The sequence below is a fragment of the Humisphaera borealis genome (genome assembly GCF_015169395.1).
GTDB lineage: Bacteria > Planctomycetota > Phycisphaerae > Tepidisphaerales > Tepidisphaeraceae > Humisphaera > Humisphaera borealis.
In genome coordinates, this window is record NZ_CP063458.1 from 52,938 (window position 1) to 78,418 (window position 25,481).

The following is a 25,481-nucleotide window of genomic DNA, read 5'->3' on the forward strand; positions in this document are numbered from 1 at the left end:
CCGTGACATTGGATCCGCCGCAATAGACGTCGCCTATAAGCGGCATTGCCGCCAAAAAGCAGGTTCCTCCCTAACGCCGGGCCTTACGCGGAGTATCGACGGGTGAGAAGTTCGCTTACGTTGAACCGCAGTGCGCCGTAACCGTATGGATTGCAGCATGATAGGAAAGAGTCGAGCCTTGATGTTCGGAGGATTGACGCTGGCGCTCGCTGTGGCGTTGCTGGTGCCGTTGTCGATGCAATCGACCTCTTCCGCAGCACCGGCGACGGCTGCGCCAGTAAGCCCGACGCCGGCCAAGGCGCTGGTGAACGATCCGCGGGCCAAGACCGTCACCGCCTTCCTCAACACGCACTGCGTGTCCTGCCACAACCCTGAAAAGAAGAAGGCCGACCTCGTTCTGCACACCTACGCCGACACCTCTTCCATCCTGAAGGGGCGGAAGGTCGTCCAGCACGCGCTGGCGATGGTGAAGTCCGGCGAAATGCCGCCCGACAGCAAGCCGCAGCCGAAGGTGGAGGAGATCGAAGCGTTCGCAGCGGCCGTCAACGGCATGTACGCCGACGACGACCGGCTGGCCGGGCCGAACCCCGGCCGGGTCACGGTTCGCCGGCTGAACAAGAATGAATACAACAATACGGTGTCGGACCTGCTGGGGATGGAGTTCCTCGCCGCCGACGACTTTCCCGCCGACGACATTGGCCACGGCTTCGACAACATCGGCGACGTGCTGACGCTGTCGCCGGTGCTGATGGAGCGATATCTCGCCGCTGCCGAGGTCATCAGTCAGAAAGCGATCGTTCTCGAGCCGCCAAAGGTGGGCGAGCGATGGCAGGGCGGTCGTTACCTTGAGCCTGCCGGCCGCCGGGTGCCGACGACCAAGTTCCGCCCGGTGACCAAGGGTGCGGTGAACACGCCGTTCCGCCTGTCGAACGACGGCGATTACGTATTCCGCACCCGCGTTTATGCCCGCACGACCGACGGGGAGCCGGTCAAGGCCACGCTGCTGCTGGACGGCAAGGAGTTGAGCACGCACGAGGTGACGGGCAAGGACGAGAAGTCGGCTAAGATTATCGAACACCGATTGCACCTGGAGCCGCGGGAGTATCGCTTTGCGGTGCAGATCGCCAACCCGTCGCCGGGCGCCGAAGAACTGGACATCGGTAACGGTCGATCGGCCAGGGGCAAGATCGAAGACAAGTCCGGCGAGGCCCGACCGGCCGACGGGGTGCGGGTGTTGTATGTCGAGTTCATCAACGTCAACGGGCCGGAAGATACCCGGCCGTCGTCACACCGCCGGCTGATTGCCGCCGCCGACCCGAAGGCCCCCAAGGCGACGCAAACGCGGCAGATCATGGAGCGGCTGACGCTGCGGGCTTACCGTCGGCCCCCGACGAAGGACGAAGTCGATCGCCTGTGCAAACTGGTCGAACAAACCGAAGCCGCCGGCGAAAAGTGGGAAGCCGGGCTTCAGATGGCGCTGCAGGCGGTCCTGGTGTCGCCGAAGTTCCTCTTCCGGCTGGAACTGGACGACCGGCCCGAGGCGGCCGAGCCGCGTCCGCTCGACGAGTTTCAGCTCGCCAGCCGGCTTAGCTACTTCGTCTGGGCGAGCATGCCGGATGACGAACTGCTGGATCTGGCCGCCAAAAAGCAGTTGACGCCGAATCTCGACGCCCAGGTCCGCCGAATGCTCAAGTCGCCGCGGGCGCAAACGCTCGTTGACAACTTCGCGATGCAATGGCTGCAGCTCAAACGGCTGAAAACCTTCAGCCCCGATCCGAACCTTTTCCCGAAGTTCGATGAGACGCTGCGCAACTCGATGCAGCAGGAAACGGAGCTTTTCCTGACGGCGATCCTTCAGGAAGACCGCAGCATCCTCGACCTGATCGACGCCGACTTTACGTTCCTGAACGACCGGCTCGCGGCCCACTACGGTATCACCGACACCCTCGGCAACGGCTGGGACAAGAAGCCCGGCCAGCCCCGTGGCGAGCGGATTCCGTATGGCAGGTTCGTGCGCGTGTCGCTGCCCAAGGGCGGTGCACGCGGCGGGTTGCTGACGCAGGCCAGCATCCTGGCGGTAACGAGCAACCCGAGCCGAACGAGCCCGGTCAAGCGGGGCAAGTGGGTGCTCGAGCAGATCCTGGGTGCTCCGCCGCCGCCCGCTCCGCCGAACGTGCCCGAGCTGGAAGCAACCAGCGAAAAGGCGCACGCCAAGTCGTTGCGCCAGCAGATGGAGCAGCACCGTGAGAACCCGGCGTGTGCCAACTGCCACGCGAAGATGGACCCGATCGGCTTCGCTTTTGAAAACTTCGACGCCGTCGGGGCCTATCGTTGGAAAGACGGCAATTCCGACATCGACGCCTCCGGCGTTTTGCCCGACGGCAGTTCGTTCAAAGGTGCGGCGGAGTTGCGGTCGATCCTCGTCCAGAAGCGTGCCGACCAGTTCACCAAGTGCGTGACCGAGAAGCTGATGATCTATGCCCTGGGTCGCGGCCTGGAGTACTACGACGACGGAGCCGTCACCAAGGTGACCAAGGCCGTCGCGGCCGATAACCATAAGCTGAGCCGGTTGGTGATTGAGATCGTCAAGTGCGAGCCGTTCCGGATGAGGAGAGGGTTGCAGGATTGAGAGCGTGAGAGACGGAGAGACGAGGTCGTATTAGGGTCAGAGCCGTCTTTGGCTTCGACTGGGTATCAGGAAATCGGTCGCAACTACGCGTTGTCCCAGCAGTAGAGAACCATGATGAATCGTCCACCCCTTTCTCGTCGTACGCTGTTGAAGGGTCTTGGCTGCGCCGTGGCGCTTCCGTGGCTGGAGTCCATGGGCAGTCTGAACGCCTGGGGTGCCGCCACGCCCGCACCCGCGAATGTCGTCAAGGGCGCACCCAAGCGCATGGCGTTCCTCTACGTGCCCAACGGCAAGAACATGGCCGACTGGACGCCGAAGAACGAGGGCACGCTCGGCGAACTGCCGGCGATTCTGAAGCCGCTCGAAGCGTTCAAGAACGATTTCTCGATCCTCACCGGCCTGGCCGCCGACGGGGCCCGCGCCCATGGCGACGGCGGCGGCGACCATGCCCGCGCGCTCGCCGCGTTCCTGACCGGTGCCCATCCCCGCAAGACCGACGGCACCGACATCCGTAACGGCATCAGTGTGGACCAGATCGCCGCCAGCCGTATCGGCGAGCATACCCGCCTGCCGTCGCTGGAGATCGGGACCGAATCCGGCGCGATGGCCGGCAACTGCGACTCGGGCTACTCGTGCGTCTACTCGTCCACCATGTCGTGGAAGAGCGCGACGACCCCGCTCCCCAAGGAAGTCAACCCGAAGCTGGTCTTCGAGCGGATGTTCGGCGGCGGCGTTGCCGAGGATCGCCTGCGCCGCGACGCCCGCCGCAAGAGCCTGCTCGACTTCATCCACCAGGACACCCGCGACATCAGCCAGAAGATCAGCGCCAACGACAAGCGGAAGCTGGACGACTACTTCACGGCGATCCGCGATATCGAGCTGCGCATCGAACGGGCGGCAAAGCTGCCGGAGCCGAAGATGCCCGCCGGCGTCACCGCACCGACCGGTATCCCCAAAGACCTGACCGACCACATCCGCCTGATGGCCGACCTGATGGTGCTTGCGTTCCAGGCCGATGTGACGCGCGTCTGCACGTTCGTGCTGGCCAACGAAGGCAGCAACCGGCCTTACCCGTTTGTCGGCGTGAATGACGGTCACCACGACCTGTCGCACCACGGCAACGACATGACGAAGAAGGAAAAGATCCGCGAGATCAACAAGTACCACACGACACAGCTCGCGTATCTGCTCGGCAAGCTCAAGGGCATCAAGGAAGGGGACGGCACGCTGCTCGATCACTGCATGATCGCGTACGGGTCGGCGAACTCCGACGGCAACCGCCATAACCACGACGACCTGCCGGTGCTCGTCGCCGGCAGCGGCGGCAAGACGATCAAGACCGGTCAGCACCTGGATATGAAGCGCGAAACGCCGATCGCCAACCTCTGGACGTCGATGCTCGACCGGATGGACGTGAAGGTCGAAGCCGTCGGCGACAGCACCGGACGGCTAGGCGTGATTGACGCGTAGGACGCGACTGCATTCTTCATTCCCCTTCTGACCTACAGCAACGCCGCCTTCGACCGCCGAAATCGTAGCGCGTACACCAAAAACGACTTCTTCGGCCCGAGCGTCCACATCCAAGGCGGGGTCTGGCGGACGTCGCTCAGCAGGCCTTTGAGCAGGGGCTCGTTCTGCAACTCGTCCCGTAGCGTGTCGGGGTCCAATCCCGGGAAGTGCTGTGCGCGGCCGACGGTCCGCGAAGCGACCTCGGACAAGCGGTCGGCGTGGCTGGTCAGCAGCGATCCGACCTTCGCCGCCTGGGCCAGATCGACGACGAGAATGCCGGTGCCGCCGGGCGACAGCCATTCGACCAGTTGTCGCAGGTGCTGTCGGCGGATCGCCTTGCGGAGGTCGGCGGCGCGGGGGTGAGAAGAGCCCAGGGCGTCGGTCGCGTAGAGACAGATCTGCGACAGCAGGCAGGGGGAAAGAATCATGTCGAACGGGCCGCCGACCGCCGGCAGCGGGGCGGTCGCGATCGATCGCAGGCAGCGATCGAGTTCGTCGCCGGAGGGTTTTCGCCGGGGCCAGTCGGCCATCGCCGCGGAGGCGCCGGTGAGATCGACGCCGCCGCGAAGCACCAGTCGTTCGTGGGATTCCACGTTCTGCCGTTGCGCCGCGGCGGTGAGGGCAGCGGCATCGATATCGACCAGGGTGATGCGGTCGAAAATCGACAGCAAGTGGGGGAGTTCAAGATCGTTGCAGTTCCCCGCCCCCAGCACACAAAGCCGTCCGCCGGTCACCAGTTGGCCGGGAGCGAGCAGATCCGTCACCTGTCGTCGGTGATCGGCAAAATGATCCCAGTGGTCGCGGGTCGAACGGTTGTAAGTGGCCTGATTGCGGGCGAGGAAGTTGGAGGGAGTGTCATTGGTCACTGGTCATTTGTCACGGTTGCTGGCTCTGTAGGGTCCGCCTTGGCGGACGCGTTCGCTGTACCTTCCCGGGTTATGCCGGACGCCAGGGGCCGTCAACGTCCGCCAAGGCGGACCCTACGGGACCAGTGACCAGTGACCAATGACTCTTCAAAACTGCGTCGGGTCCGGCACGACGAACACCTTTTCCAGCAGCACGTAGTTGCGCCCTTTGTATTCGGTGATCATCCCGCTCACGCGGAACTTCAGGTCGCGGGTCGCGCCGGTGACGGCGGTTTCCATCATCATCAGCTTCAGGTTGGGCACGATCACCAGCGGCGGTTCGCGCAGGCTCTTGCCGTCGGCCTCGAATACGAACTGCGACTGCGACCCGTCCGGCGTTTTCTCCAGCCGGCCGACACGGTCGATGATGTACGTCCCTTCGCGCAGCGTGGCGACGGCCGGCGCGTTCGGCTTCACGGCACCTGCGCCGCTGGTCTTGTCGGTCGTCGGGACGTCCACCAGCGGCTGCAGCGGCTTGGGCTGCGACGGCGTCGCTGGACGCAGCATTTGCCCCAGCATCTGGTCGGACGACATGGTCTTGGGGTCGGGCTTGACCGGCTGCGTGGTGGCAGGACGAGACGTTGCCGGCCGGGTGGTCGCGGGCGTCGCCGGGGTGTCGGCCGCGTGCAGCGGTGCGAGGATCGCCACCGAGGCGGCGAACGAAACGGTGCAGGCGAGCAGATGGCGAGTGCGCATGGCGTCTCCGGAGTGAATGACCTCGGCCGGCAGTTTCCGCTGGCCGCGGCCCGTACACAAGTGCCGTACACATCCTACGGCCGCATCGGCATTATCGGCTGTGGCACCGTGATCCGTTACCGCCGTGGCGATCGGACCCTGGGGGCCACTCGCAGGTAAGTGCTGACGTCCGGCCTGCTTTAACTCGAGCCACCGCCAGTGGCAGGAAGTTACCGGGCGCAATAAAGAACCGGATTTCGCCGAGCCTGACGGTTCGACGAAATCCGGTTGCATGCCCAAAACGTATCGTAGGATGAACTTCAGCGGGCGTCGGTGACTGCTTTTACCGACTCCGCCGACGTCTTCTTCGGGATGATCAGGATGGCCTTCGGTTGCGCGGCCGGGCCAGTCGCCGGCCGGGTTGCAGGAGGTTGCACGCTCGCGCGGATATCGATCGAACCAGCCGCCTGAGCGGGGACGACCACGCCCAGGCCGTCGGCTGCCGCGACCGCAGACGCCATCAGGTCGGCCATCCGGAAGTAGCGCGGTACGCGGTCGTAGGCTTCGTCGCGGGCGTCGACCGAGGTGTACCCGAACACGCTGACATTGCGGCGTGGTGCGCAATCGCTGGCGACGTACTGCGGCGGACGGCCGATCAGATTGGCGTGCAGATACCCGACGCCGTAGACGCCTTGCCGTGTCGATCGGGCATCGTGGAAGCACTCCAGGGTCTGGCGGACGTACGCGTGGACCCGGGGATTGCTGCCGCCGTAGTAATAGGTGGCGCGATCCGTCCGGTACTGCGATTGGACCGGCTCGTACACAACTTGGCCGTGGGAAAGACCGGCGAACAGGAACGACAACAACGCGGCGAACATGGCTTGCTTACGCATACGACAGCACCTCGGGTGCGAGTGGTGAAACACGGAGGTGACTGCGAGCTTAGCAGGTCCGCCTCGCGACCCCGGCGCGATAAAGTAAGGGATTCCTCCAGGTGTGGTGATCCGCCGTCAAGGCTGGCAAGCCATGCCGGTCGTTCACTCGATCTGGCACTGTCGGTCGGCTGGGCCAGGCGGTCGAGGTGGAGGGATCGCGGTTCGTACGCCGAGAGACGTGAAAAAAAGAGGCGCTCGCGGCAAGAAAGAATACGTCGTCTTTGTAGAGCCGCCTCATCGCTCGACGACAAGCTGCGTTCATTAAGCGAGCTCAGGCGTAATGCTCTCCGTCATAATGTTATAAGAATGTTATGAGATATTTTACTCAAATTTAGTGGCAGATTTTCAACGCTGCAGGCAACATGAGATTGGCAGAGCAACACGGTGGGGCGTCTCGGCGGAGAAACCGAGCGGGCCTTGGGGTACTACTGCCGTCGTGCATTTCTCCTTTCATGCGTAGTTGATGGAACAGCAGGCGGTATCGGTGTTTTCCCCGCTGATATCGCCAGGTGGGCAAATCGGAGTGGATGTAATGCAGTCACGTGTCTTCCGGCGTCGTGGTGTGTTGGTGAAGATTGCCGCGGCCATCGCGGCGGTTCCGTCCATCGGGGTCGCGGCCGACAACGTTTGGATTGGTACCGACAGCAACTGGAGTACCGGTTCCAACTGGTCGCTCGGCACTGAACCCGACGGCACGACGGCCTTCGGGGACGCGGTTTTTCCGCTTCCCTCGCCGAATCTGGGCGTCGTTACGCTCAGCGCCGGAGAACAAGCGAACTCGCTGAAGTTCAACAGCAGCTACAGCCTATCTGGTGGCGATCTGACGCTGGCGACGGCGAACACACGCATTGCACTTGGGGAGAGTGTTACCTTCGCTTCGACCCTGAACGGGTCGGCAGGTCTCAATCTCTCGGGCGGCGGCACACTCAATCTGACTGCGCCCAATGGCTACACCGGGACCACCACCATCAGCAATGGCTCGGTCGTCATCGGCAGCCTGTCGGCGCTGGGTGCGTCCACGTCTCAGATCGTGATCACCGGTTCGGCAAACCGCGGATTCGGCGGCGGCAGCCTGGTGCTCGGGGGAGGAATCGATGTCACCCGCGCCATCTCCATCCAGGGTCGCGGCCCCATCTCGGATCGAAGTGCCGCGCTGGTGAGCGTCGGCTCCAACACGCTTTCCGGTGCCGTCACCCAGGGCACTCCCCTTGCAACGATCTCCCAACTCTATTCGGCCAGCGGTCGGCTGACGTTGACTGGCGGCCTCGATGTCGCCGGCACCGCGGGGACGAACTTCGTCCAGTTCGGCCTGACCAACGGCACCGGCGTGGGCGGCTATGTGATCACCGGTCCGCTGACCGGCACAGGCACCCTCGAGAAGGCCAACAACGGCACTCTCATCCTGGCGCCCTCCGTCGCGACGGGCTTCTCAGGGCGCGTCCGCATGACCGGCGGTACGGTCCGAATCGAATCCCTGGCGTCGCTCGGCACCGCAAATGGAACGGTTACGAACGCCACGATCGACGTAAACGGCGGTGCGTTCGAAGTCCGTATCGATAACCCGAACTTCGCGAAGAACGTCTATCAGCGCAATAACGGCACGATGTTTGTCGATCATGCGATCGGCAGCACCGTTCAGAATGGCACTGCGACCTACGGCACGCTTGCATTTGAGGAAGCCTTTACCCTGACCTTTGCAGGTCGCAACGGCTACAACGCTACGTTCGGTGCCGCTCCCGTGCAGGGCGGCGACAACAACAGCACGTTCACGAACAACAGCAACGGTACTGTCACGTTCACCGGCGCGTTCTGGAGCAACACGAACAACACCGCAAGCCGTTCGATGTCCGTGAACGGCAGCGGCGATACGGTCTTCAGCGGCGACATCATCGCGTCAGCCGCCGCATTCGACCACACGTTCGCGAAGGGCGGCACTGGCACCGTCACGATCACCAGCGTCGCATCAACGCTCGACGGAGCGTTGTCAGTGAATGACGGCACCCTTGCGATTACAAGCTTCCGATCCGTCGGAGATACGACCAACGCCTCGGTGATCAATCTCGGTGCCACGACCACGACGGGTACCCTGAACTTTATCGGCAGCAACATTGCGGCCGCCGATCTGACAACCTCCAGGGCGATCAACCTTGCCGGTACCACCGGCGGCGGCGCGATCCTGGCCAACCAGACCGGGACCAGCCCCAGCCTGATCTTCAATGCCGCAGCATTTACGGCAGCCGGTGCTGCCACCGAGTTCAAAACGCTGACGCTGGGCGGTGCCAATACGGCCGACAACACCATCAACGGCGTCATCCCCAACAACGCTGCCGGTGGTTATGTCAACGTCGCCAAGACCGGTGCCGGTACCTGGGTGCTCGGCGGAACCAATACCTTTACCGGCGTCGTGAGCATCGCCAACGGCACCTTGAAGCTGAAGGCTGCGGCGGGCGGATCGACCGTTCTTCAGGATAGCGCGCCGGTGGCGTTCAGCGTCGACGCGACGTCGCAGTCCGCCGGTGGAACACTGGAACTCCTCGGTGCCGGCGGCGTGGCAAGCGACGAGTTGGCCGGGCCGCTCAGTATCGTCGCAGGTGCCAGTACGGTGAAGGTGACGCCGGGCGCCGCCGGTACTGCGTCGCTCAGGTTTGTGTCGATCGGGACCACCGCGACGACATCAGCGGCATCGGCCGCGTCGACGACGATCACCGTGCCCAGCACGGTCGGGCTTGTTCCGGGGATGGTCATTACCGGCACCGGCGTGACAGCCAACGCGACGATCGCCGCGATCACCGGTCCCACCACGTTCACTGCCAGTGCGGCGCAGACGATTGCCGCTTCCGTTCCCCTGACCTTCTCCCGCCCCAGCGGCGTTGTTGCCGGCGGCGGCGGCACGGTGAACTTCACGCCGGCGGCAGGCGGCAGTGTGATCATCGGCTCGGTCCCGGCGGCCGGTCTGCTCAATGGTTTCTCGTACTTCAACGGTGCGGACTTCGCCTACGCGCCGGCGACGACAAACGCAACGCTCCGCGCCCCGGTCTATGACACGGATGCGGGCTTCAACACGGTTGCAGGCGGCGCGATCCTGACCGCCGCCTCCAACAATTTCATTACGGCAACCAGCGGCGCGTTGTCTGACGGGACCGTCGTCGAAGCTGCCGCCAAGACGATTTCCACTGTCAAACTGAGCAATGCCACGACCCTTACCGCCAACGCCCTGCTGACCATTCAGAGCGCAGCAAACAGCCCCGGCGGCATCCTGCTCTCCGGGGGTTCGGCCACAATTAACGGTACCGCAGGCATCACGTCTGGCGGCACGGGCGACCTCGTTGTCCGAACCGACCTGGCGACCGACGTACTGACAATCTCCACGCCGTTGACGGCAACCACCACTGGCGGTCTCACGAAGACCGGTGCCGGCGTTCTGATTCTGTCCGCCGTAAACGCACAGACGGGTCAGACCAACATCAACGAAGGTACGGTCCGCCTGAGCGGAGCCACGAGCAGGCTTAGCGGAGCAAATGCATCCCTGAATGTCCGTCAGGGGGCGACATTGGACCTAAACGGCGTTAGTACCGGCACTGCGATCTTCAGCTTGAACGGTGCCGGCACCATCACCAATTCGAATGCCACGACCGCGACCCTGACCCTCGGTAACAACAACGGCACCGGAACATTTGCGGGCATTATCCAGAACGGCCCCAGCGGCGGTGGCGTCGTGAACGTGACCAAGACCGGTACGGGCGGACAGACCTGGTCCGGTCTGAACACCTACACCGGTGTGACGACGATCGCTTCGACCGGCATCGTCACCGTGCCGAACCTGGCCAATATCGGCTCAGCAAGCAGCATCGGTGCCGGCGTGAGCACGGATGACGCCAGTAACGCAGCCAGCCTGGTCTTCACTGGAACAAGTACCACGCAAGGCTATGGCGGTATCAGCTACACCGGCCGGCAGTCCATCAGCATCAATCGGCTGTTCACCTTCAACGGCGTCGCTTCGGGCGGTGCCCGTATCCAGAACAACAGTGCAATCAACGCGTCGCTGATCTTCAGCAACCCGGCACCACTCGTTTTCGGCGCTGCGGCAACCAACATTGCACAGGGATTGGTGCTGGGCGGTTCGTCTTCGGGCGACAACCTATTCAACCCGCGAATCACCAACAACGGCACTGCCGTCACCAACGTCTACAAGTCCGACGCCGGTCTCTGGATCCTTGGAAATGCGACGAACAGCTACACGGGCGTGACACAGATCAACGCCGGTGCACTACGAGCGGTCGACGGTACCACGTTGCCGACAGGCTCGAACGTAATTCTGAACGGCGGCGTGCTGGAAACCGGCGGTACGCTGGCGCGGACGATCGGTACCGGGGCGGGTCAGTTCAAGTGGGTCAATGGTGGCTTTTCAGGCGGCGATTCGAAGCTCGTCGTCAATATCGCCGGAACCCCGGTTTGGAACGCTCCCGCTTCCCCTGATTTTGTGCTCGGCAGCATGACGCTCAGTTCTGCAACGGCCTTGTCCGAGGTGGAGCTGACCGGCGGATTTGACATCAGTCCCGGGTTGGCCGCGACGCCTACGGTAACCACGACCAGCGCGAGCACGGCGGTGACCATCACCACTGGGAACACGAACAACCTCGCGATCGGACAGGCGATCTCGGGTGCGAATATTCCCGCCGGCGCGACCATTGCATCGATCACCGGCCCGACCACATTTACGCTAAGTGCCAACGCAACAGCCTCCGCCACCGGCACCGCAGCCACCATCGCCGCCGGCGGCTTCAGGTTGATCACGGTTGCGGACAATGGGAACACCCAGACCGACTTTGCGACGATCTCTGCCAATATCGGCGGATCCGGTGCTCTACGGGTCAGTGGCGGCACGCTCAACCTTTTCGGTGCCAATACCTACACCGGCCAGACCCAGGTGGTCGCCGGTACGCTCGTCGTCAAGTCGCTGGGCCTCAGCTCGGCGCCCTCCACCAGCACCAGCGTGGGTAGCAACGTCGGAGCCAATCTCTCGTCGGGTGCCATTCTTCTCGGCAACGGCGGAACCACTGGTGCCAACCTTCAATATGTCGGCGCCGGCGAAACCTCGGATCGTCTCATCCAGCTGAACACGACGACCGCGAGCAACATCATCTACTCCGATGGTACCGGGCCGCTGATCTTGACGAACGTCCAGAATAACCTGGTCGCAGGCGCCAAGACCCTGGCGCTCCGTGGTAGCAACACCGCCGTGAACATGGTCACCAGCCAGTTGAGCGACAACGGCGGGGCCTTGAGCGTCCAGGTGGACGGCGGCGGCATCTGGGTACTGACCAATCCGGCGAACAACTTCACCGGAATCATGAACGTCAGCGCCGGTGCCATCGGCATCGGTAGCACGGCCGCCCTGGGGCTGGGCCAGTTTAACCTCGGCAGCGCGATGGCATTCGGTTACCGCAACGACGTGACTGTCGGTTTCCGCGTCCCGAATAACACCAACCCGGCGATCATCGGCGAGTACAACTTTACAGTCCCCACGCTGACACTTCTGGCTGACGCGAACAGCCCGTCCATTACCAACACCATCATCGCTGGCAAATCGCTCACTATCGGAAACATCACTGCCGATGCGATGACTGCGGCGCGGTCGTTGAGCATCAATGGCAGCGGCCTTACCACGATCACCGGCAGCCTGACGACGACTACGGCCTTCCCCCTCAGTCTGGCTAACGGAGGCACAGGCCAACTGATTCTGCAGGGGCCCGGTGGCAATGCTTTGAACATCGCCGGCGCGACGATTACTGCCACGTCCGGCCTGACGAGCCTCAATTCGGATACGGCGCTGGGTGGTGCTGCCCTGGTGTTCAACGGAGGCGCGGTCTCGGTCCTCGGCGCCGATCGGACCTACGCCACAACGAACACCACGATCAACAACAACATCACTGCCACCTTCAACGGAAACTTCGGCCTGTCTCTCGGCGGCACATTGACCCTGGGTGCCGCGGCCAACAATGTGACGCTCACCAACAACGCAATCGCGGGTAAATCACTGACGTTCTCCGGACCCGTGACCGCCAACGCAATGACCGCCGACCGAACCTGGACGGTCAACGGGACCGGTGCTACCAACATCAACGGAGCGATCAGTTCGTCTACGGCGTTCTCCCTTGTCCTGGCTTACACCGGGTCGGGCACGCTGACCCTGGGTGGCGCCGGCTCCAACCTCAGCGGTACGGCTGACACGACCCCGAGCGGGCAGCTCAATATCACCGGCGCGGGCGGTACCGCGATTGTGAACGGCAGCATCACGGCATCGAGTGCCGCACTGAACAACGCGACCGCAAAGCTGGGGGGTATCGGTTCGATTGCCGCCCCCCTTACGGTCAGTGCCGGTACGCTCAGTCCCGGTAACAGCGTCGGCACGCTGACGGTCGGCGCAGCGGCCGCAACTGGAACGACCCTGACGGTCAACGGAGCGACCTCAAATCTGTTGGTCGAGCTTCAAGCCGATGGGTCTGGCGACAAGGTGGTGAACAACGGCAACACCACCGGAAACGGTCTGTCGCATCTGCAGATCAGCCTGTTGTCCGGCTACGTTCCCACGAGCCAGACCTTTTTGCTGATCGACAACATCACCGGCACCGCCGCAACGCCCAAGCTGTTTGCCGATGTCCAGCTCCTCTCGGGAGGCAACGGGCCGCAGGCGGCTGTCCCACTGACGCTGGTGAGCGGGTCCATCTGGTCCGCAACCGACGCAGGCGGCAATGTCTTCACCGTCGACTACAACGCACAAGGCACGGGAACGGCCAACGACGTCATCCTGACCGTCACCGCCGTCCCCGAACCGGCATCGATCGGCGCTTTGGCGCTGGCCGGTATCGGTTTGCTCGGCGGGCGTCGCCGTCGCAAGGCCGCTCGTATCGGCTGATCCTTGGCGGCCGGCGGTCGCCTTCTAGATGACTACGAACAAGGACCTCCCTGTTGCTCAGGGAGGTCCTTTGTCGTTGTCGTGTTGATTGTCGTTTTCACGTCGGCGTGATGTAGTGCCGCTGAGTTGGCGGGGGATGTCACTGAAGGCCGGCCGTCAATTCGTCAATCCTGCCAACTTGCCGTCCAACGTCGCCTGATCCATTCCCTCGATCGCGACCACCTTCCTCGGCTGGGTGTGCCCCCGGCTGATCTGGATGTGGTCCGGGCGGATGCCCAAAAAGTCGGCCAACACCTTGATCACCGCCTTGTTGGCCTTGCCGTCTTCAGGCGGCGCACTGACCTGCACCTTCACGCCGTCGCCGTACCGGCCGGCCACGCGGTCGCGGCTGGCGCCGGGGACGACTTTGACGTTGAGGGTAGCCATGGGGAAGAGGTGGAGGGGTGGAAGGGTGGATGAGTGGTGCGGTTGGTTTCTGTTGTTCGGTGCCTGACTGCGAGGCAACGTTGACGATTCACCAGGCGACTGCGTCACCCATTCACCCATTCACCTAGCGATCCACCCACCCCTCCGCCTTCCTCCACGTTCTACTTGATCCACCCCAGCGTCTTCATCCATTCCGTCGCCAGCACCGGCCACTTGCTGACCGGGTTCTCCGACGGCCGCAGGCCGTAGCCGTGGCCGCCCTTGGCGAACGTGTGAACCTCCGTCGGCACCTTCACCGCCTTGAGCGCCAGGGCGTACACGTACGCGTTCTCCACCTTGATGCCGTCGTCCTGCGTCTGAATGATGAACGTCGGCGGGGTCTTGTCGGTGACCTTTAGGTCAGCGGCGATCTTCGTCACGTCGGCTTTGTCCACCAGGTACGCGGGGTAGATCAGGAACGCCGCGTCGGGCCGGCAGCTTTCCTTGTCGGCGTCATCGACGGCGGGGTAAGTGCGCTCGGCGAAGTTGTTGCTGACCGATGCCGACAAATGCCCGCCGGCCGAGAAACCCAGCACGCCGACGCGCTTCGGATCGATCTTCCACTCGGCCGCGCGGTGCCGCACGATGCCGATCGCCCGCTGCACGTCCTGCAATGCTGCGGTGTGCTTCTCCAGTCCCTTACGCGACGGCACGCGGTACTTCAGCAGCACGCCGGTCACGCCGACCGAGTTCAGCCATTTGCAGATCTCGGTGCCTTCCAAGTTGTACGCCAGGATGTTGTATCCGCCGCCCGGGCAGACGACGACCGCCGCCCCGGTGTCCTTGTCGGCCGCCGGCTTATAGACGGTGATCGTCGGCTTCGACACGTCGCCCAGACGAATAATGTATTTGTCGGCGGGGATCTTCGGGTCGGGCTTGGTCTTGTCGACTTCCGGGCCGATGTCCCCCTTCTCGCCGGGTGCAACGTCGGGCCAGATCGCGATGGGTTGCGGTTCGGCGACGTCCGCGGCGCGCGAGGTCGTGACAACGCCGGCGAAGGTAAGTAGTGCGACAAGTACGAAGCGTGTTGGGGTTGGCATGCCCACTGGAATACCACGGCGGATAGCCGGCATCAATTTGAAAGCCTCACTGCGCGACCCAGCCGCGATCCGAACGAAGAGAACACGAAGGCGCGAAGGCACGAAGAAGCCACGAAGGATGTCCAGTCAATTGATGGCAATCGGCTTCTGATGCGCAATCCAAAACGAGGCGAGAGCGAAAATGTGTGACCATTCGTTTCGTTTGACTTGATCAACTTCGTGGCTTCTTCGTGCCTTCGCGCCTTCGTGTTCTCTTCGTCTTGGGTGCGCGGGGAGGTATCGTCTGGCCACCATGATGCGCGCCCTCGTCTTCGACCGCTTCCAGGAGCATCCCCAGGTTCGCGAGGTCCCCGATCCGCAGCCCGCGCCCGACGGCGTTGTGATCGCCGTCCGGGCCGCGGGGATCTGCCGCAGCGACTGGCACGGCTGGATGGGCCACGATTCCGACGTCCGCCCGCCTCACGTCCCCGGGCACGAGTTCGCCGGCGTCGTCGCCGAGATCGGTTCGCGCGTCAGCCGCTGGAAGGTCGGCGATCGCGTCACCGTGCCCTTCTGCTGCGGGTGCGGCGTCTGCCCGCAGTGCCTCGCCGGCGACCAGCAGATCTGCGACGACTATTTCCAGCCCGGCTTCACCGCCTGGGGCGCGTTCGCCGAGCGCGTCGCGATCCGCTACGCCGACGTCAATCTCGTCCGCCTGCCCGACGACCTGGGCTTCGTCGAGTCGGCGAGCCTGGGGTGCCGGTTCATCACGTCGTTTCGTGCCGTCGTTACGCAGGGCCGGGTTCGCGCGGGCGAATGGGTCGCCGTCCACGGTTGCGGCGGGGTGGGGCTGTCGGCGGTGCAGATTGCCCGGGCCGCCGGGGCACAGGTGATCGCGGTCGATATCCGTCCCGAATCGCTCGCGCTGGCGGTGTCGCTAGGCGCGACGGCGACGGTCGATGTGTCGCAAACCGCCGACGTCGCACAGGCGATCCGGCAGATCGCCGGCGGCGGGGCACACGTCTCGCTCGATGCCCTGGGCAGCCGAACGACCTGCTGGAACTCGATCGCCTGCCTCCGCAAGCGCGGCCGTCACGTGCAGGTCGGCCTGATGCTCGGCGACCAGCGCGACCCGCCGATCCCCATGGGGCAGGTGATCGGCAAAGAGCTCCAGATCATCGGCAGCCACGGCATGCAGGCTCACGCCTACGGCGACGTGTTCGCGATGCTGCGGACCAGCTCCATCCGCCCGGCGGACCTGGTGAAGCGCACCATCTCTCTCGACGACGCCGCCGAGGCTCTGGTTGCGATGGGAAAGTTCGGCGGGGTGGGCGCGACGGTGATCGATCGATTTGGGTAGCCCCGGGCCGTCGGCGACAGACCAGGATTTTCATCCTTCGTTGCGGTCAAAGCGTGCGCGGCTCCTTTGACAGTTCCCCGCTGGCAAATCGTTCTGTATCCCCGACAATCCCCCCCGTGATCCGAAACGACCGTGGCGACCATTTTCTGCTGATCACCCAGAACGACCACGCCGTCCTCGCCGGCGAGCTGGCGGCGCGGATCGGCAACGCGCGGTTCGACGGGCCCGATCCGCGAGAGCCAACGCTGCTCGGCACCGCGATGCACGATGCCGGCTGGCCGCTGCACGATGACGCCCCGACGCTCAACGCCGGCGGGCTGCCGCTGCACGTCATGGAGATTTCCGCGCCGCTGGCGACACGGGTCTGGAATGAATCCGCTCAAAGGGCTGCCGCGGCCGACTCTTACGCCGGGTTGCTCGTCAGCCTGCACGTGTTCGCGTTGTCGTCGCTGGCCGTGATGAAGCACCAGAACTCGCTCGACCGCGACGCGGCCCGTCACGAGATGTTCCTGATCAACCAGTTCCAGCAGACCGAGATCGAACGACAGGAAATCATCCGGCCGCAGTTCGGGCTGCGCAACGACCTGCCCCGGCATATCGGCCTGGCCGATCCCGGCGAAGACCACGAAGAGGACCGCCTGCGGGCCAACCTCGGCTGGTTGCGGGCGATGGACGGCATCAGCCTGGACCTGTGCACCGGCAAGCGAGTCTTCGACCGTCTGCCCGAGGTTTATCCGCGCGTCGGCCCGGTGGGGATGGAGCTGACGATGGTCCACCTGGAGCCGGGCGTGCTGCGGATCGATCCCTGGCCCTTCTCGACCAGCACCATTGACCTGGTGGTCCCCGCCCGGCGTGTGACGGCTGCGCCGTTCGCGAATGTCGAAGCATTCCGCCAGGCGTACGCGGCTGCGGCGGTGTTCGGGCATCGGGTGCGCGTGGTGCGGTGACACCTCTTTACGTCTGGCTTCACTTCCGGGTGGCATGGGCAACGGTACTCCGTTGCCCGTGTCGAACGTTGGTCGGCAATCGCCACGGGCAAGCGAGTACGCTTGCCCATGCCACCCCGTTTTGCGAATCGCGACGCCTTATGTTCGGCCCCTCACCCCAGCCCTCTCCCCCGCGTACGGGGGAGAGAGAGTTCAAAACCCGTGCACCGTGTGGTAGATCTCAAACCGCACGTCGGCGTCGTCTTCGCTCACCAGGTTCACCTCGGTCTTGTACTGCATCGCCGGCTTCATGTCGGGGATTTCGAGAACCACCGTCTTGCCGTCGGGTTGCAGCTTTGCCGATTTGATCTTCACGGTGTCGTGCGCCGATTTCGTCGGGTCGCTGACACTGTAGTCGGCCGAGCCATAGTTCTCGGCCCAGAGGTAGTTCCACCGTTCGATCGCGTAGCTCTGGGGGTCGTTGGCTTCCTCGGCGCTGAGCTTGCAGGTGAAGGTGATCGTCAGGCCGGTTTTCGTCGCTTCGATCGCCGTCGGCATGTGGACGGTCTTGCCGGTGTAGCGGACGCGCTGGAAGCAGCCATCCTTGCCGGCCGACGTCTGCCAGCCCTTCAGCCCGGCGACGTACAACTGTCCGTCGGCGGGATTGAACCGCGCCCGCATGATGCCGCTGTCGAACGACAGCGGAAACCGCACCACGCCGCCCTGCACGGTGGCATTCGGCACGCCGGCGACATCCTGCTTCATCGCCAGGAACAGCGAGCAGGTGCCGTAAGACAAATGTAGCAGGCGGTTCTCGAACGGGCCCCACTGGTTGCTGGTCACCCAGGTTTGCCCGCCGGAGGAATTGTCGATGTTCTTGGGGAACCAGCAGAGCGGGCGGTCGTAATCGGTCGGCGGCGTATCACGATGGGCGGTCGGGACGACGCCGTAGAACCCGCCGGCCTTCACCCACGCCAGGCGGCACTTCGGGACCCAGCTTCCCTCGTTATCGCCGGCGGTGACCTGCCCGTCCGGGCCGACACCGAAGCCGGTCGGCGCGCGAAAGCCGGTGGCGTAGCGCTCCAGCGTTTGGCCGTCGGGCGAGATCTTCAGGATCGAGCCGTGATGGGCGGCGATCTGGTCGAACCCGCGCCCGCCATTCCGCACCGGGCCGGCCTTGGCGCAGTAGAAATTGCCGGCCTTGTCGGTCTCCAGGCCGAAGGTGAACTCGTGGAAGTTGGGCGTCACTTCCATGTCGTTGTTGAAGCTCTGGTAGAAGTCGGTCTCGCCGTCGCCGTTGAGATCGACGAGCTTGGTGATCTGGTCGCGGCCGATGACGTAGATCTGATCGTTGACGATGCGCAGCCCCAGCGGCTGAAACAGCCCCGAGGCGATCCGCCGCCACTTGAGTTCCTTCAGATCGCCGGTGATTCCGGAAACGGTCCAGACATCGCCGGACCAGTTGCAGATCGCGGCCCTGGTGGGGTCGGAGGTGAAGAAGTCGAACCCGCCCGGCCGCATCCAGGACTTCCACGGGTTGTCGTCGGGCAGGGTGATGGTGTCGACGATGTAGGGTGCGTTCTTGTCGCGCGGCTGGCCGAGTTGGCCGGCGGTGGTGATGACGTCGGGCCAGAGAGGGCGGCTTCCGTGACCAGTCAATTCAGTCAGCACGCCGTAGATGTTCTTCGATTCCGGCAGAGCGCGCAACTGGTCGCGCTGTGTCACCAGCGGCGACACTTGTGCTGCGACGTCGGCGGCTTTGCCGCTCCAGGTGTGAATGGTCAGCGTGGCCGGCTTCGTGCGTGGTGGGATCGAAAGAACCAGGCGTCCGCCGGCGGCTGTCTGGTCGGCCAGCCATTTCGTTTCCTTCGGCAGGGTTGAGCCCATCGCGACAAATGCGGTCGCGTCCTCGCCCGATTCGAGGACGGCGACACCCGTGTCTGTAACCCGCGCGGTAGCGCCGGCGCGCTGGGCGACGAGCACCATCGCCTGCTGGTCCGAAGCGCCAATTTCCAGTGCACGGCCGGGCAGGTCGCCGATGCCGCTCTTTTCCAGAGGCATGTCGATCACGTCGCAATTGCCGACCGAGTAGGCAAAAGCGGTGAAGCCGCCGTTAAGACGGTACACCCCCTTGTACTTCAGCCAACTGTGTGGGAGCGGACCGAAGCCTTGCGGCCTCGGATCTTTCCAGGCGTCGTCGCCGACGGTGCCGGGCTTCGCCCAGCCGGGTCCGACGTGGGTGCCCATGAACTGCTTGCCGACGATCTTCACGCTTTTGGAATCGCGAACGTTCGTCCAGTCTCGCGTGAAGTCGATGAATCCGCCGGTCCAAGCCGCGGCGGTGCGGCAGGTATCGGTGTCGAACAGGACTCCGCCGCCGATCGGCTTGCCGTCGGGGCCGAGCAACGGCTTGCCGCTGGCATCCTTCGCATCAAGGCGGACGGCAATCCCCTTGTTGGTGATCCCCTGTTCCTCCCACTGATTGGTGATCGTGGCGGTCACGAACGGGCCCTGATCGATCTGCTGATGGCGTTGTGTCGGTTTCGGTTTGGCGGCAGCTTTGGCGGCGGCAGGTTTCGTCGCAGCCGGTTTGGTGTTGGCGGGCCTGGTCGCCGGTTCGACGGCGACCGCTACCGAGGCGGCCAGGGCTGACAGAACGACGGCGATCGAGCGAGGGGAGAAAGTCATGTCTGGTTGATACGCCAGATGTGCGGGGACGTTTTTGGGTGCGCGAGTTGAGGTGCGGTGCAAAATCGGATCGTGCTTGCCCATGAGCCCGCAATGCTCCGCCGCGGCCGGGGCAATCCGGTTACCTCGCCCTTTCAGGGCTTTCGATCGACGTTGCAGCAACCCAGCCCTGCGGGCTGGGCTATCGAATCACGGCCCGCTGGGCCTGTGCAACCGGTTCACGACATTCGTCGCCAAGATCGAATGTTGGACGTAACTCACGCTGTCGGCAACTTCTGGGTGCCATGGGCTGGCGTACTCGCCTGCCCGTGGCCGTGTCGCGACGGTGAGGCATCGCCACGGGCAGCGGAATACCGCAGCCCATGGCACCCGAAGAACACGCCAGTGCCAAAAATCTGCGCTACACCCTCGAGTGTCACATCCTCCAAAAAAAGACTGGACAGCGCCATGCTATGGGGTTAACATTATCCGTACTATTCTCGCAGGCGCGATCGGGCTGGGCTATGCCCCGCCTGCGGGTGATGTTGTCTACCGCCGGGCGGTCTTAGGTGGGGGACGTGTTGCGCGAAAAGCGTGAATTTCCCAAAACAAAGCCATCGAACAATGGCGAAGCCTCGAGGCGCCCTGGAACCCATGCTCCTCTGATTCTTCTTCGTGGACCTTCGTGCCCTTCGTGACTTCGTGGTGAAATCGAACTTGAAGTGGCTCTCCGCCGGGATTGTCGAAGTCGTCGCTTGGCGGTCGTATCTCCTAGAAGGAAGGACAGCGCACCGAAATGCGAATTTCCCAAATAAAAGCCATTGAGCCGGGTGGGCGGGCCGTGCAAAACGCACACGCCTTGCGAAGGTATCAATCCCACCGGCGGACTGCTCGCCGTTCCTTTTGACCGACATGCACCTGCGGAGCCGACCATGACTTTCCGACGCGCGTTGTTCTCGATGTCTCTCGCTGCCGCGATGACCGGTGGCGTGATGTATACGTTTGCCGCCGAGCCGCCGAAGAAGGCGGAAGCGAAGAAAGCAGAACCGGCCAAGAAAGCCGATGCGGAAAAGAAGCCGGCCGCGGGTGTCTGGACAGACGCGGCCGACGCGACCCTTCCCGCCGACTTCGCGCTTCAAGGCGAATACGTCTCACAAGGCGGCGACGCGACCGGAGCGCAGGTCATCGCGCTGAACGCCGGCGAGTTCCAGGTGGTCGTGCTGCCCGGCGGTCTCCCCGGCGCGGGCTGGGATGGCAAGTCCAAGTCGCTGCTCGTCGGCAAGATTGAAGGCGGCAAGGTCGCGCTCAAGGCCGCCGAGGGTGCTCGCAAGTATTTGGCCGCCAAGCCGGAAGAGTTCAGCGCGACGTCCAAGTTCCCGCCCGAAGGGCACAAGGCGTACACCGGCGTTCTCGAAGCCGGCACGTTGTCGCTGACGGCCGACGGCGGCAAAACGATCGAGTTGAAGAAGACGCTACGCACCAGCCCGACGCTGGAGGCCAAGCCGCCGGCCGGTGCGGTCGTGCTGTTCGACGGCAGCAACAAGGACAAGTGGAAGGGCGGCCGGGTGGACGAGAAGACCAAGCTGCTCAACACCGACGGGGCCGACATCGTCACCACCGACAAGTTTCTGAACTACACGGCGCACGTCGAGTTCATGCTCCCGTTCAAACCCGAGGGGCGCGGGCAGGGGCGCGGGAACAGCGGCTTCTACCAGGTCGACCATTACGAGGTGCAGATCCTCGACAGCTTCGGCCTCGACGGGAAGAACAACGAGTGCGGCGGCGTCTACACCAAGGCCGAGCCGAGCGTGAACGCGTGCCTGCCGCCGCTGACGTGGCAGACGTATGACGTGGAATTCACCGCCGCCAAGACGGACGCGACCGGCAAGAAGATCGCCAACGCCCGCCTGACCGCGCGTCTTAACGGCGTCCTCATCCACGACAACATCGAGATCAACGGCCCGACCGGCGGCGCCCGCAAGGACCCCGAAGGCACCCCCGGCCCGATCAAGCTGCAGGGCCACGGCAACCCGCTGCAGTTCCGGAACGTGTGGATCGTCGAGAAGAAGTGAGTGTAATTCATCCAGTGCGGCCGAAGAATCACCACGGAGGCACGGAGACACGGAGGGGTGTCCTGCGACCCACGATGTCCGCAAGGTAACGGAGTAAATTTCTTAGAGAGTCGGTTGTCCTTGAGTTCGCCCGGACCATTGCCACAGCGAGTGGACCGAGGAGGATTCAAGTTGCCCTCCGTGTCTCCGTGCCTCCGTGGTGCTCTCTTTTTCGGCGGCGCAAGGTGTGTTGCAACCCATCCTCTTTCCCCCTCGATTCCCCCCATGGGCGGAACGAGTGTTCTGGCGTATCATGCCCGGCCCGTCGGCGATATGTTGAACGACGGTTGCTTCGCCCGCGTAGAGTAGTCAGATGAGTCAAGCGCAACTCGCATCCCCCCCGACCGGACTCGACGATCACGAAGCCGAGCCCGTCGAGCAGGTCGGTACCATTGTCCGCAAGCCGGTCGTTCCCAAGGCCGAACGCGGCGGGATCATTGATCGGGTCGAAGCGTTTATCAGCAAGTTGTCCGTCCGGGATAATTTCTGGAACAGCATCTGTTCACTGATCTGGCTGCCGCTCGCGTTCTTCAGCGGGCTGCGGATGAAGGAGATGGATGCCAACTCCTTCGTCGCGCGGGCCGTGCTGCCGTTCCGGCGGTTTAACCGCAACTGGTATCGGGCGATGGCCGGCGGGGCACTGCTGGCCAACAGCGAGATCGCCGGCGGCGGGTATGTCTTCGGGCTGTGCGGCGCCGACTACACCGTGGTCTGCAAGCACCTCGAATACAAGTTCCTGCGTCCGTGCTATGGCCCGGCGATCTACCGCATCAAGGCCCGCGAAGACATCAAGGCGCTGATCGCCGGCGGCGGCGAGTTCAACTGCGTCGTCGATATGGACGTCCTTCAGCAGGCTTCTAGGGTGGGCGAGAAGGACAAGCGCGTCGGGCAGAGCGTCGCTACGTTCCATGTGACCCCGAAAGTTCACCACAAGGTCAAGAAGGCGCGTCGGAAGTAAGTCGGCGGAAGTAGTTCGGCGGGTTGTCTGCCGGGCAGACCGACTCGCTTTTCAATCGGCCACTGGTCCAAGCCTTTGTTGAGAGTTCGACACGTTCCGCGGAAGGGGAAAGAGCGAGCAACACCGAGGCACGGAGGACCGCTTGATGCCTTTGCGCGTCACCTGATGTGGCAGAGGCCAGGGCAAGCTGAAGGAGAATGAAGACTTGAAGAACAGCCTTCACATCGTTGAGGGCATTTCGGGTCGCTTGGCACCCCTCCGTGTCTCCGTGCCGGCTCAGAAAATAGAAGTGATGAACGCCAAGACGCCGAGTCACCAAGGACGCAATCCAAGGCGAGGCAACTCTTGGCGTCTCGGCGTCTTGGCGTTCAATCTTGGTGCCGTACGAAGTTTTCATTGTCTCGGTGAGAGGACCGAGGCCTCATGACGAACTCCGTGGTGATTCTTCTGCCGCACCCCGCTTGCGTCCGTTCGGGCTGACCCTGATACTCCCCGCCCGTTCATTCGACGTCGCCAACCGGGTTTCGGAACCTTGATGACTGCCAAGACCGCCTCTGCTAACACCGCAGCGTTTGTTTCTCCGCCGCCCGGGGAATCGCACGTGCGTTTCGTGCTCTGGACGCTGGCGGCGGTGGCGACGTTTGTGCTGGCAGTGGTGACGGCGGTCAGTTTTCCCGACCGGATTTCGTTCATCAACGACGAGCCCCGCCAGCTGGCCAAGGCCTACTACTCGAACAAGGCCGGCACGCTTGCCCCGTACGGGCTGCAGGGCAACTTCCAGTTCACTTACGGCCCGACCGCGACGCAGATTTACCAGGTGATCCTGCTGTTCACGCAGGACCCCCTCACGATCGCCGCCGTTCGCGCCGGACTGAGCGCGGCAATCACGGTTCTCGGCCTGCTCTGGCTCGCGCGGACCCTGCGTCTAAATCCGTGGTTCGCCGCCGCGATCTCGCTGGCGCCGTTCCTCTGGGTCTACCATCGCATCATCTGGGATGCGAGCTGGGCGATTCCCATCGGCACTCTGGGCCTGGCCGCTTACGCCGCGTTCGTGGCCAGGGGTGGCGGGGTGCGGCTTGGCGTCGCGATCTTCTGTACGCTCATCCTTCCGTTCATCCACCCGCAGGACGTCCTGCTGTCGGCACCCATCGGGCTTCACATGCTCTGGCGGCACTGGCGATCACTGCTGAGGCTCTGGCCGGCCGTCGTGATTCCGTTGGCGGTCGTGCTCGTGCTGAACTGGCAGTACATCCAGCACGTGCGCAAGGAAATCCGGCAGATGCGCGAGAGTGGCGGATCGAGCGTGTCTGTCGCGCAGTATCCTGAGGGCGTCGTGCCGGAGGAAAAGGAATGGATTCCGCCGCGGGCCAAATCCTTCCTGTCGCCGTTCCTGAGCGGGCGGATCCTGAGCGGATACAAGTTCGTTGACGGCGGATTCACGTCCGACGATTGGGGCGACCGCGCCGCCCGCTGGGGCAAAGCCGGTTCGCTCATCATCTATCCGCTGATCTGGCTCGGATTGGCCGTCGCGTTCTGGAGCGTGTTCTGGCGGTTCCCGCGCAGCGTAGCGCCCTGGGAACAGCGGGCACGGTTGTTGCGACGCACGGCGAAAGACGGAGACTCGCGCGAGCCTGCCGAATCGGATGCGGCAGCAACCGATGCGCCGGTCGCAGTGGTCAGCCGCGCCGATCCGACACCCGCCCGCCGCGCGATCGCAATCATCGCCATGGGTAGCGCGTTGTTTCAGGCCCTGCTGTTCGGAGCGAAGAAGATCCCGATCGAGCCGCAGTACTTCTTCGGCACATTCGTGGTGCATGTGGTGCTGGCGTGGTACGCGGTGGAGTGGCTCAAGCGTTACCGGCTCGAGACGGCGATGGTCCTGGTGTACGGCTTGTCGGTCGGGGCGATCACCTTCGGCCAGATCTACCTCGACAGCGTTCGCCCGCTGACGGGCTCGCCGCGTGCCGCCCGCCCTGAAATCCTGCCGCTGGGAATGCAGGTCGAGGCCGCCGCCGCGCTCAACAATTATGCCGACGACCAGGTGATGACGGACGTCAGCTTCTACCAGCGTTTCCCGCAGGCGATGAGATCGCTGAGACTGCTGATGCCCCCCAAGGCGGGCAAGGATCGGCCCACCGCCGGCAACCTGGTGCTGACGTTCGGCGACGGCCCCAACGGCCCGGGGACGAAGCTGGTGGTCATCGAAGCCCGGACCGCTGCTCAGGTACCTGCCGACGCCAAGCCGCTGAACGTTCGCCCGCTTCCCAACGGCTGGCTACCGGGTGCCAAAGAAGAGTGACGCAGACGCCCGCGAAGCAGACTCCCGCGGAGCAGCGTCAGGCTGAGTAACTTTTCACGTTCGTCCTTCGTCCTTCATCCTTTCCACTCTCCCCCCTACACTCCGAC

14 protein-coding genes are annotated in these 25,481 nt (G+C 63.8%); 8 read left to right on the forward strand and 6 right to left on the reverse strand.

What is annotated here, in order from left to right:
* Positions 1 to 181 precede the first annotated feature (181 nt).
* On the forward strand, positions 182 to 2,629 hold the full coding sequence (locus IPV69_RS00230; protein ID WP_241180042.1) for a DUF1592 domain-containing protein: 2,448 nt from the start codon (positions 182 to 184) through the stop codon (positions 2,627 to 2,629).
* A gap of 114 nt (positions 2,630 to 2,743) precedes the next feature.
* Entirely contained in the window at positions 2,744 to 4,099 is a 1,356-nt protein-coding gene (locus tag IPV69_RS00235) for a DUF1552 domain-containing protein (RefSeq protein WP_206292897.1), read from the forward strand.
* A 32-nt stretch (positions 4,100 to 4,131) separates the two neighbouring features.
* Here the strand turns inward: IPV69_RS00235 and IPV69_RS00240 are convergent, their stop codons facing one another.
* The 3 genes from IPV69_RS00240 to IPV69_RS00250 form a co-directional block, all read right to left on the reverse strand.
* The gene (locus IPV69_RS00240; RefSeq protein ID WP_206292898.1) at positions 4,132 to 5,004 is read right to left on the reverse strand and encodes a hypothetical protein; all 873 of its coding nucleotides are present in this window, start codon (positions 5,002 to 5,004) and stop codon (positions 4,132 to 4,134) included.
* A 147-nt stretch (positions 5,005 to 5,151) separates the two neighbouring features.
* A complete protein-coding gene (locus IPV69_RS00245; protein ID WP_206292899.1) occupies positions 5,152 to 5,739 on the reverse strand; it encodes a hypothetical protein in 588 nt (195 codons plus the stop codon).
* Between the two features lie 299 nt (positions 5,740 to 6,038).
* The gene (locus tag IPV69_RS00250) at positions 6,039 to 6,611 is read right to left on the reverse strand and encodes a BTB/POZ domain-containing protein (protein ID WP_206292900.1); all 573 of its coding nucleotides are present in this window, start codon (positions 6,609 to 6,611) and stop codon (positions 6,039 to 6,041) included.
* Positions 6,612 to 7,185: 574 nt separating this feature from the next.
* Here IPV69_RS00250 and IPV69_RS00255 point away from each other — a divergent pair.
* A complete protein-coding gene (locus tag IPV69_RS00255; RefSeq protein ID WP_206292901.1) occupies positions 7,186 to 13,569 on the forward strand; it encodes a beta strand repeat-containing protein in 6,384 nt (2,127 codons plus the stop codon).
* A 156-nt stretch (positions 13,570 to 13,725) separates the two neighbouring features.
* Here the strand turns inward: IPV69_RS00255 and IPV69_RS00260 are convergent, their stop codons facing one another.
* Both IPV69_RS00260 and IPV69_RS00265 read right to left on the reverse strand, forming a co-directional pair.
* Complete coding sequence (locus IPV69_RS00260; RefSeq protein ID WP_206292902.1) at positions 13,726 to 13,995, reverse strand: DUF167 domain-containing protein; 270 nt, start codon at positions 13,993 to 13,995, stop codon at positions 13,726 to 13,728.
* A 161-nt stretch (positions 13,996 to 14,156) separates the two neighbouring features.
* A complete protein-coding gene (locus IPV69_RS00265) occupies positions 14,157 to 15,074 on the reverse strand; it encodes an alpha/beta hydrolase (RefSeq protein WP_206292903.1) in 918 nt (305 codons plus the stop codon).
* A gap of 295 nt (positions 15,075 to 15,369) precedes the next feature.
* Between IPV69_RS00265 and IPV69_RS00270 the strand changes: the two genes are divergently transcribed.
* Together IPV69_RS00270 and IPV69_RS00275 are read left to right on the forward strand one after the other, a co-directional pair.
* Positions 15,370 to 16,413: a zinc-dependent alcohol dehydrogenase family protein gene (locus IPV69_RS00270; protein ID WP_390884439.1), complete on the forward strand. Its 1,044-nt coding sequence runs from the start codon at positions 15,370 to 15,372 to the stop codon at positions 16,411 to 16,413.
* A gap of 116 nt (positions 16,414 to 16,529) precedes the next feature.
* Positions 16,530 to 17,360 carry a DUF3891 family protein gene (locus IPV69_RS00275; RefSeq protein WP_206292905.1) on the forward strand — a complete coding sequence of 277 codons (831 nt, stop codon included), beginning with the start codon at positions 16,530 to 16,532 and terminating at the stop codon, positions 17,358 to 17,360.
* Positions 17,361 to 17,552: 192 nt separating this feature from the next.
* On the opposite strand, the gene IPV69_RS00280 is transcribed toward IPV69_RS00275, so the two are convergent.
* Entirely contained in the window at positions 17,553 to 20,027 is a 2,475-nt protein-coding gene (locus IPV69_RS00280; protein ID WP_206292906.1) for a DUF6797 domain-containing protein, read from the reverse strand.
* A 911-nt stretch (positions 20,028 to 20,938) separates the two neighbouring features.
* Here IPV69_RS00280 and IPV69_RS00285 point away from each other — a divergent pair.
* The 3 genes from IPV69_RS00285 to IPV69_RS00295 all read left to right on the forward strand — a co-directional run bounded on the left by IPV69_RS00285 (position 20,939) and on the right by IPV69_RS00295 (position 25,374).
* Positions 20,939 to 22,078, forward strand: coding sequence for a 3-keto-disaccharide hydrolase (locus IPV69_RS00285; RefSeq protein ID WP_206292907.1), 1,140 nt, complete (start codon positions 20,939 to 20,941; stop codon positions 22,076 to 22,078).
* Between the two features lie 352 nt (positions 22,079 to 22,430).
* The gene (locus IPV69_RS00290) at positions 22,431 to 23,075 is read left to right on the forward strand and encodes a PaaI family thioesterase (RefSeq protein WP_206292908.1); all 645 of its coding nucleotides are present in this window, start codon (positions 22,431 to 22,433) and stop codon (positions 23,073 to 23,075) included.
* A 535-nt stretch (positions 23,076 to 23,610) separates the two neighbouring features.
* On the forward strand, positions 23,611 to 25,374 hold the full coding sequence (locus tag IPV69_RS00295; protein ID WP_206292909.1) for a hypothetical protein: 1,764 nt from the start codon (positions 23,611 to 23,613) through the stop codon (positions 25,372 to 25,374).
* Positions 25,375 to 25,481: the final 107 nt, after the last annotated feature.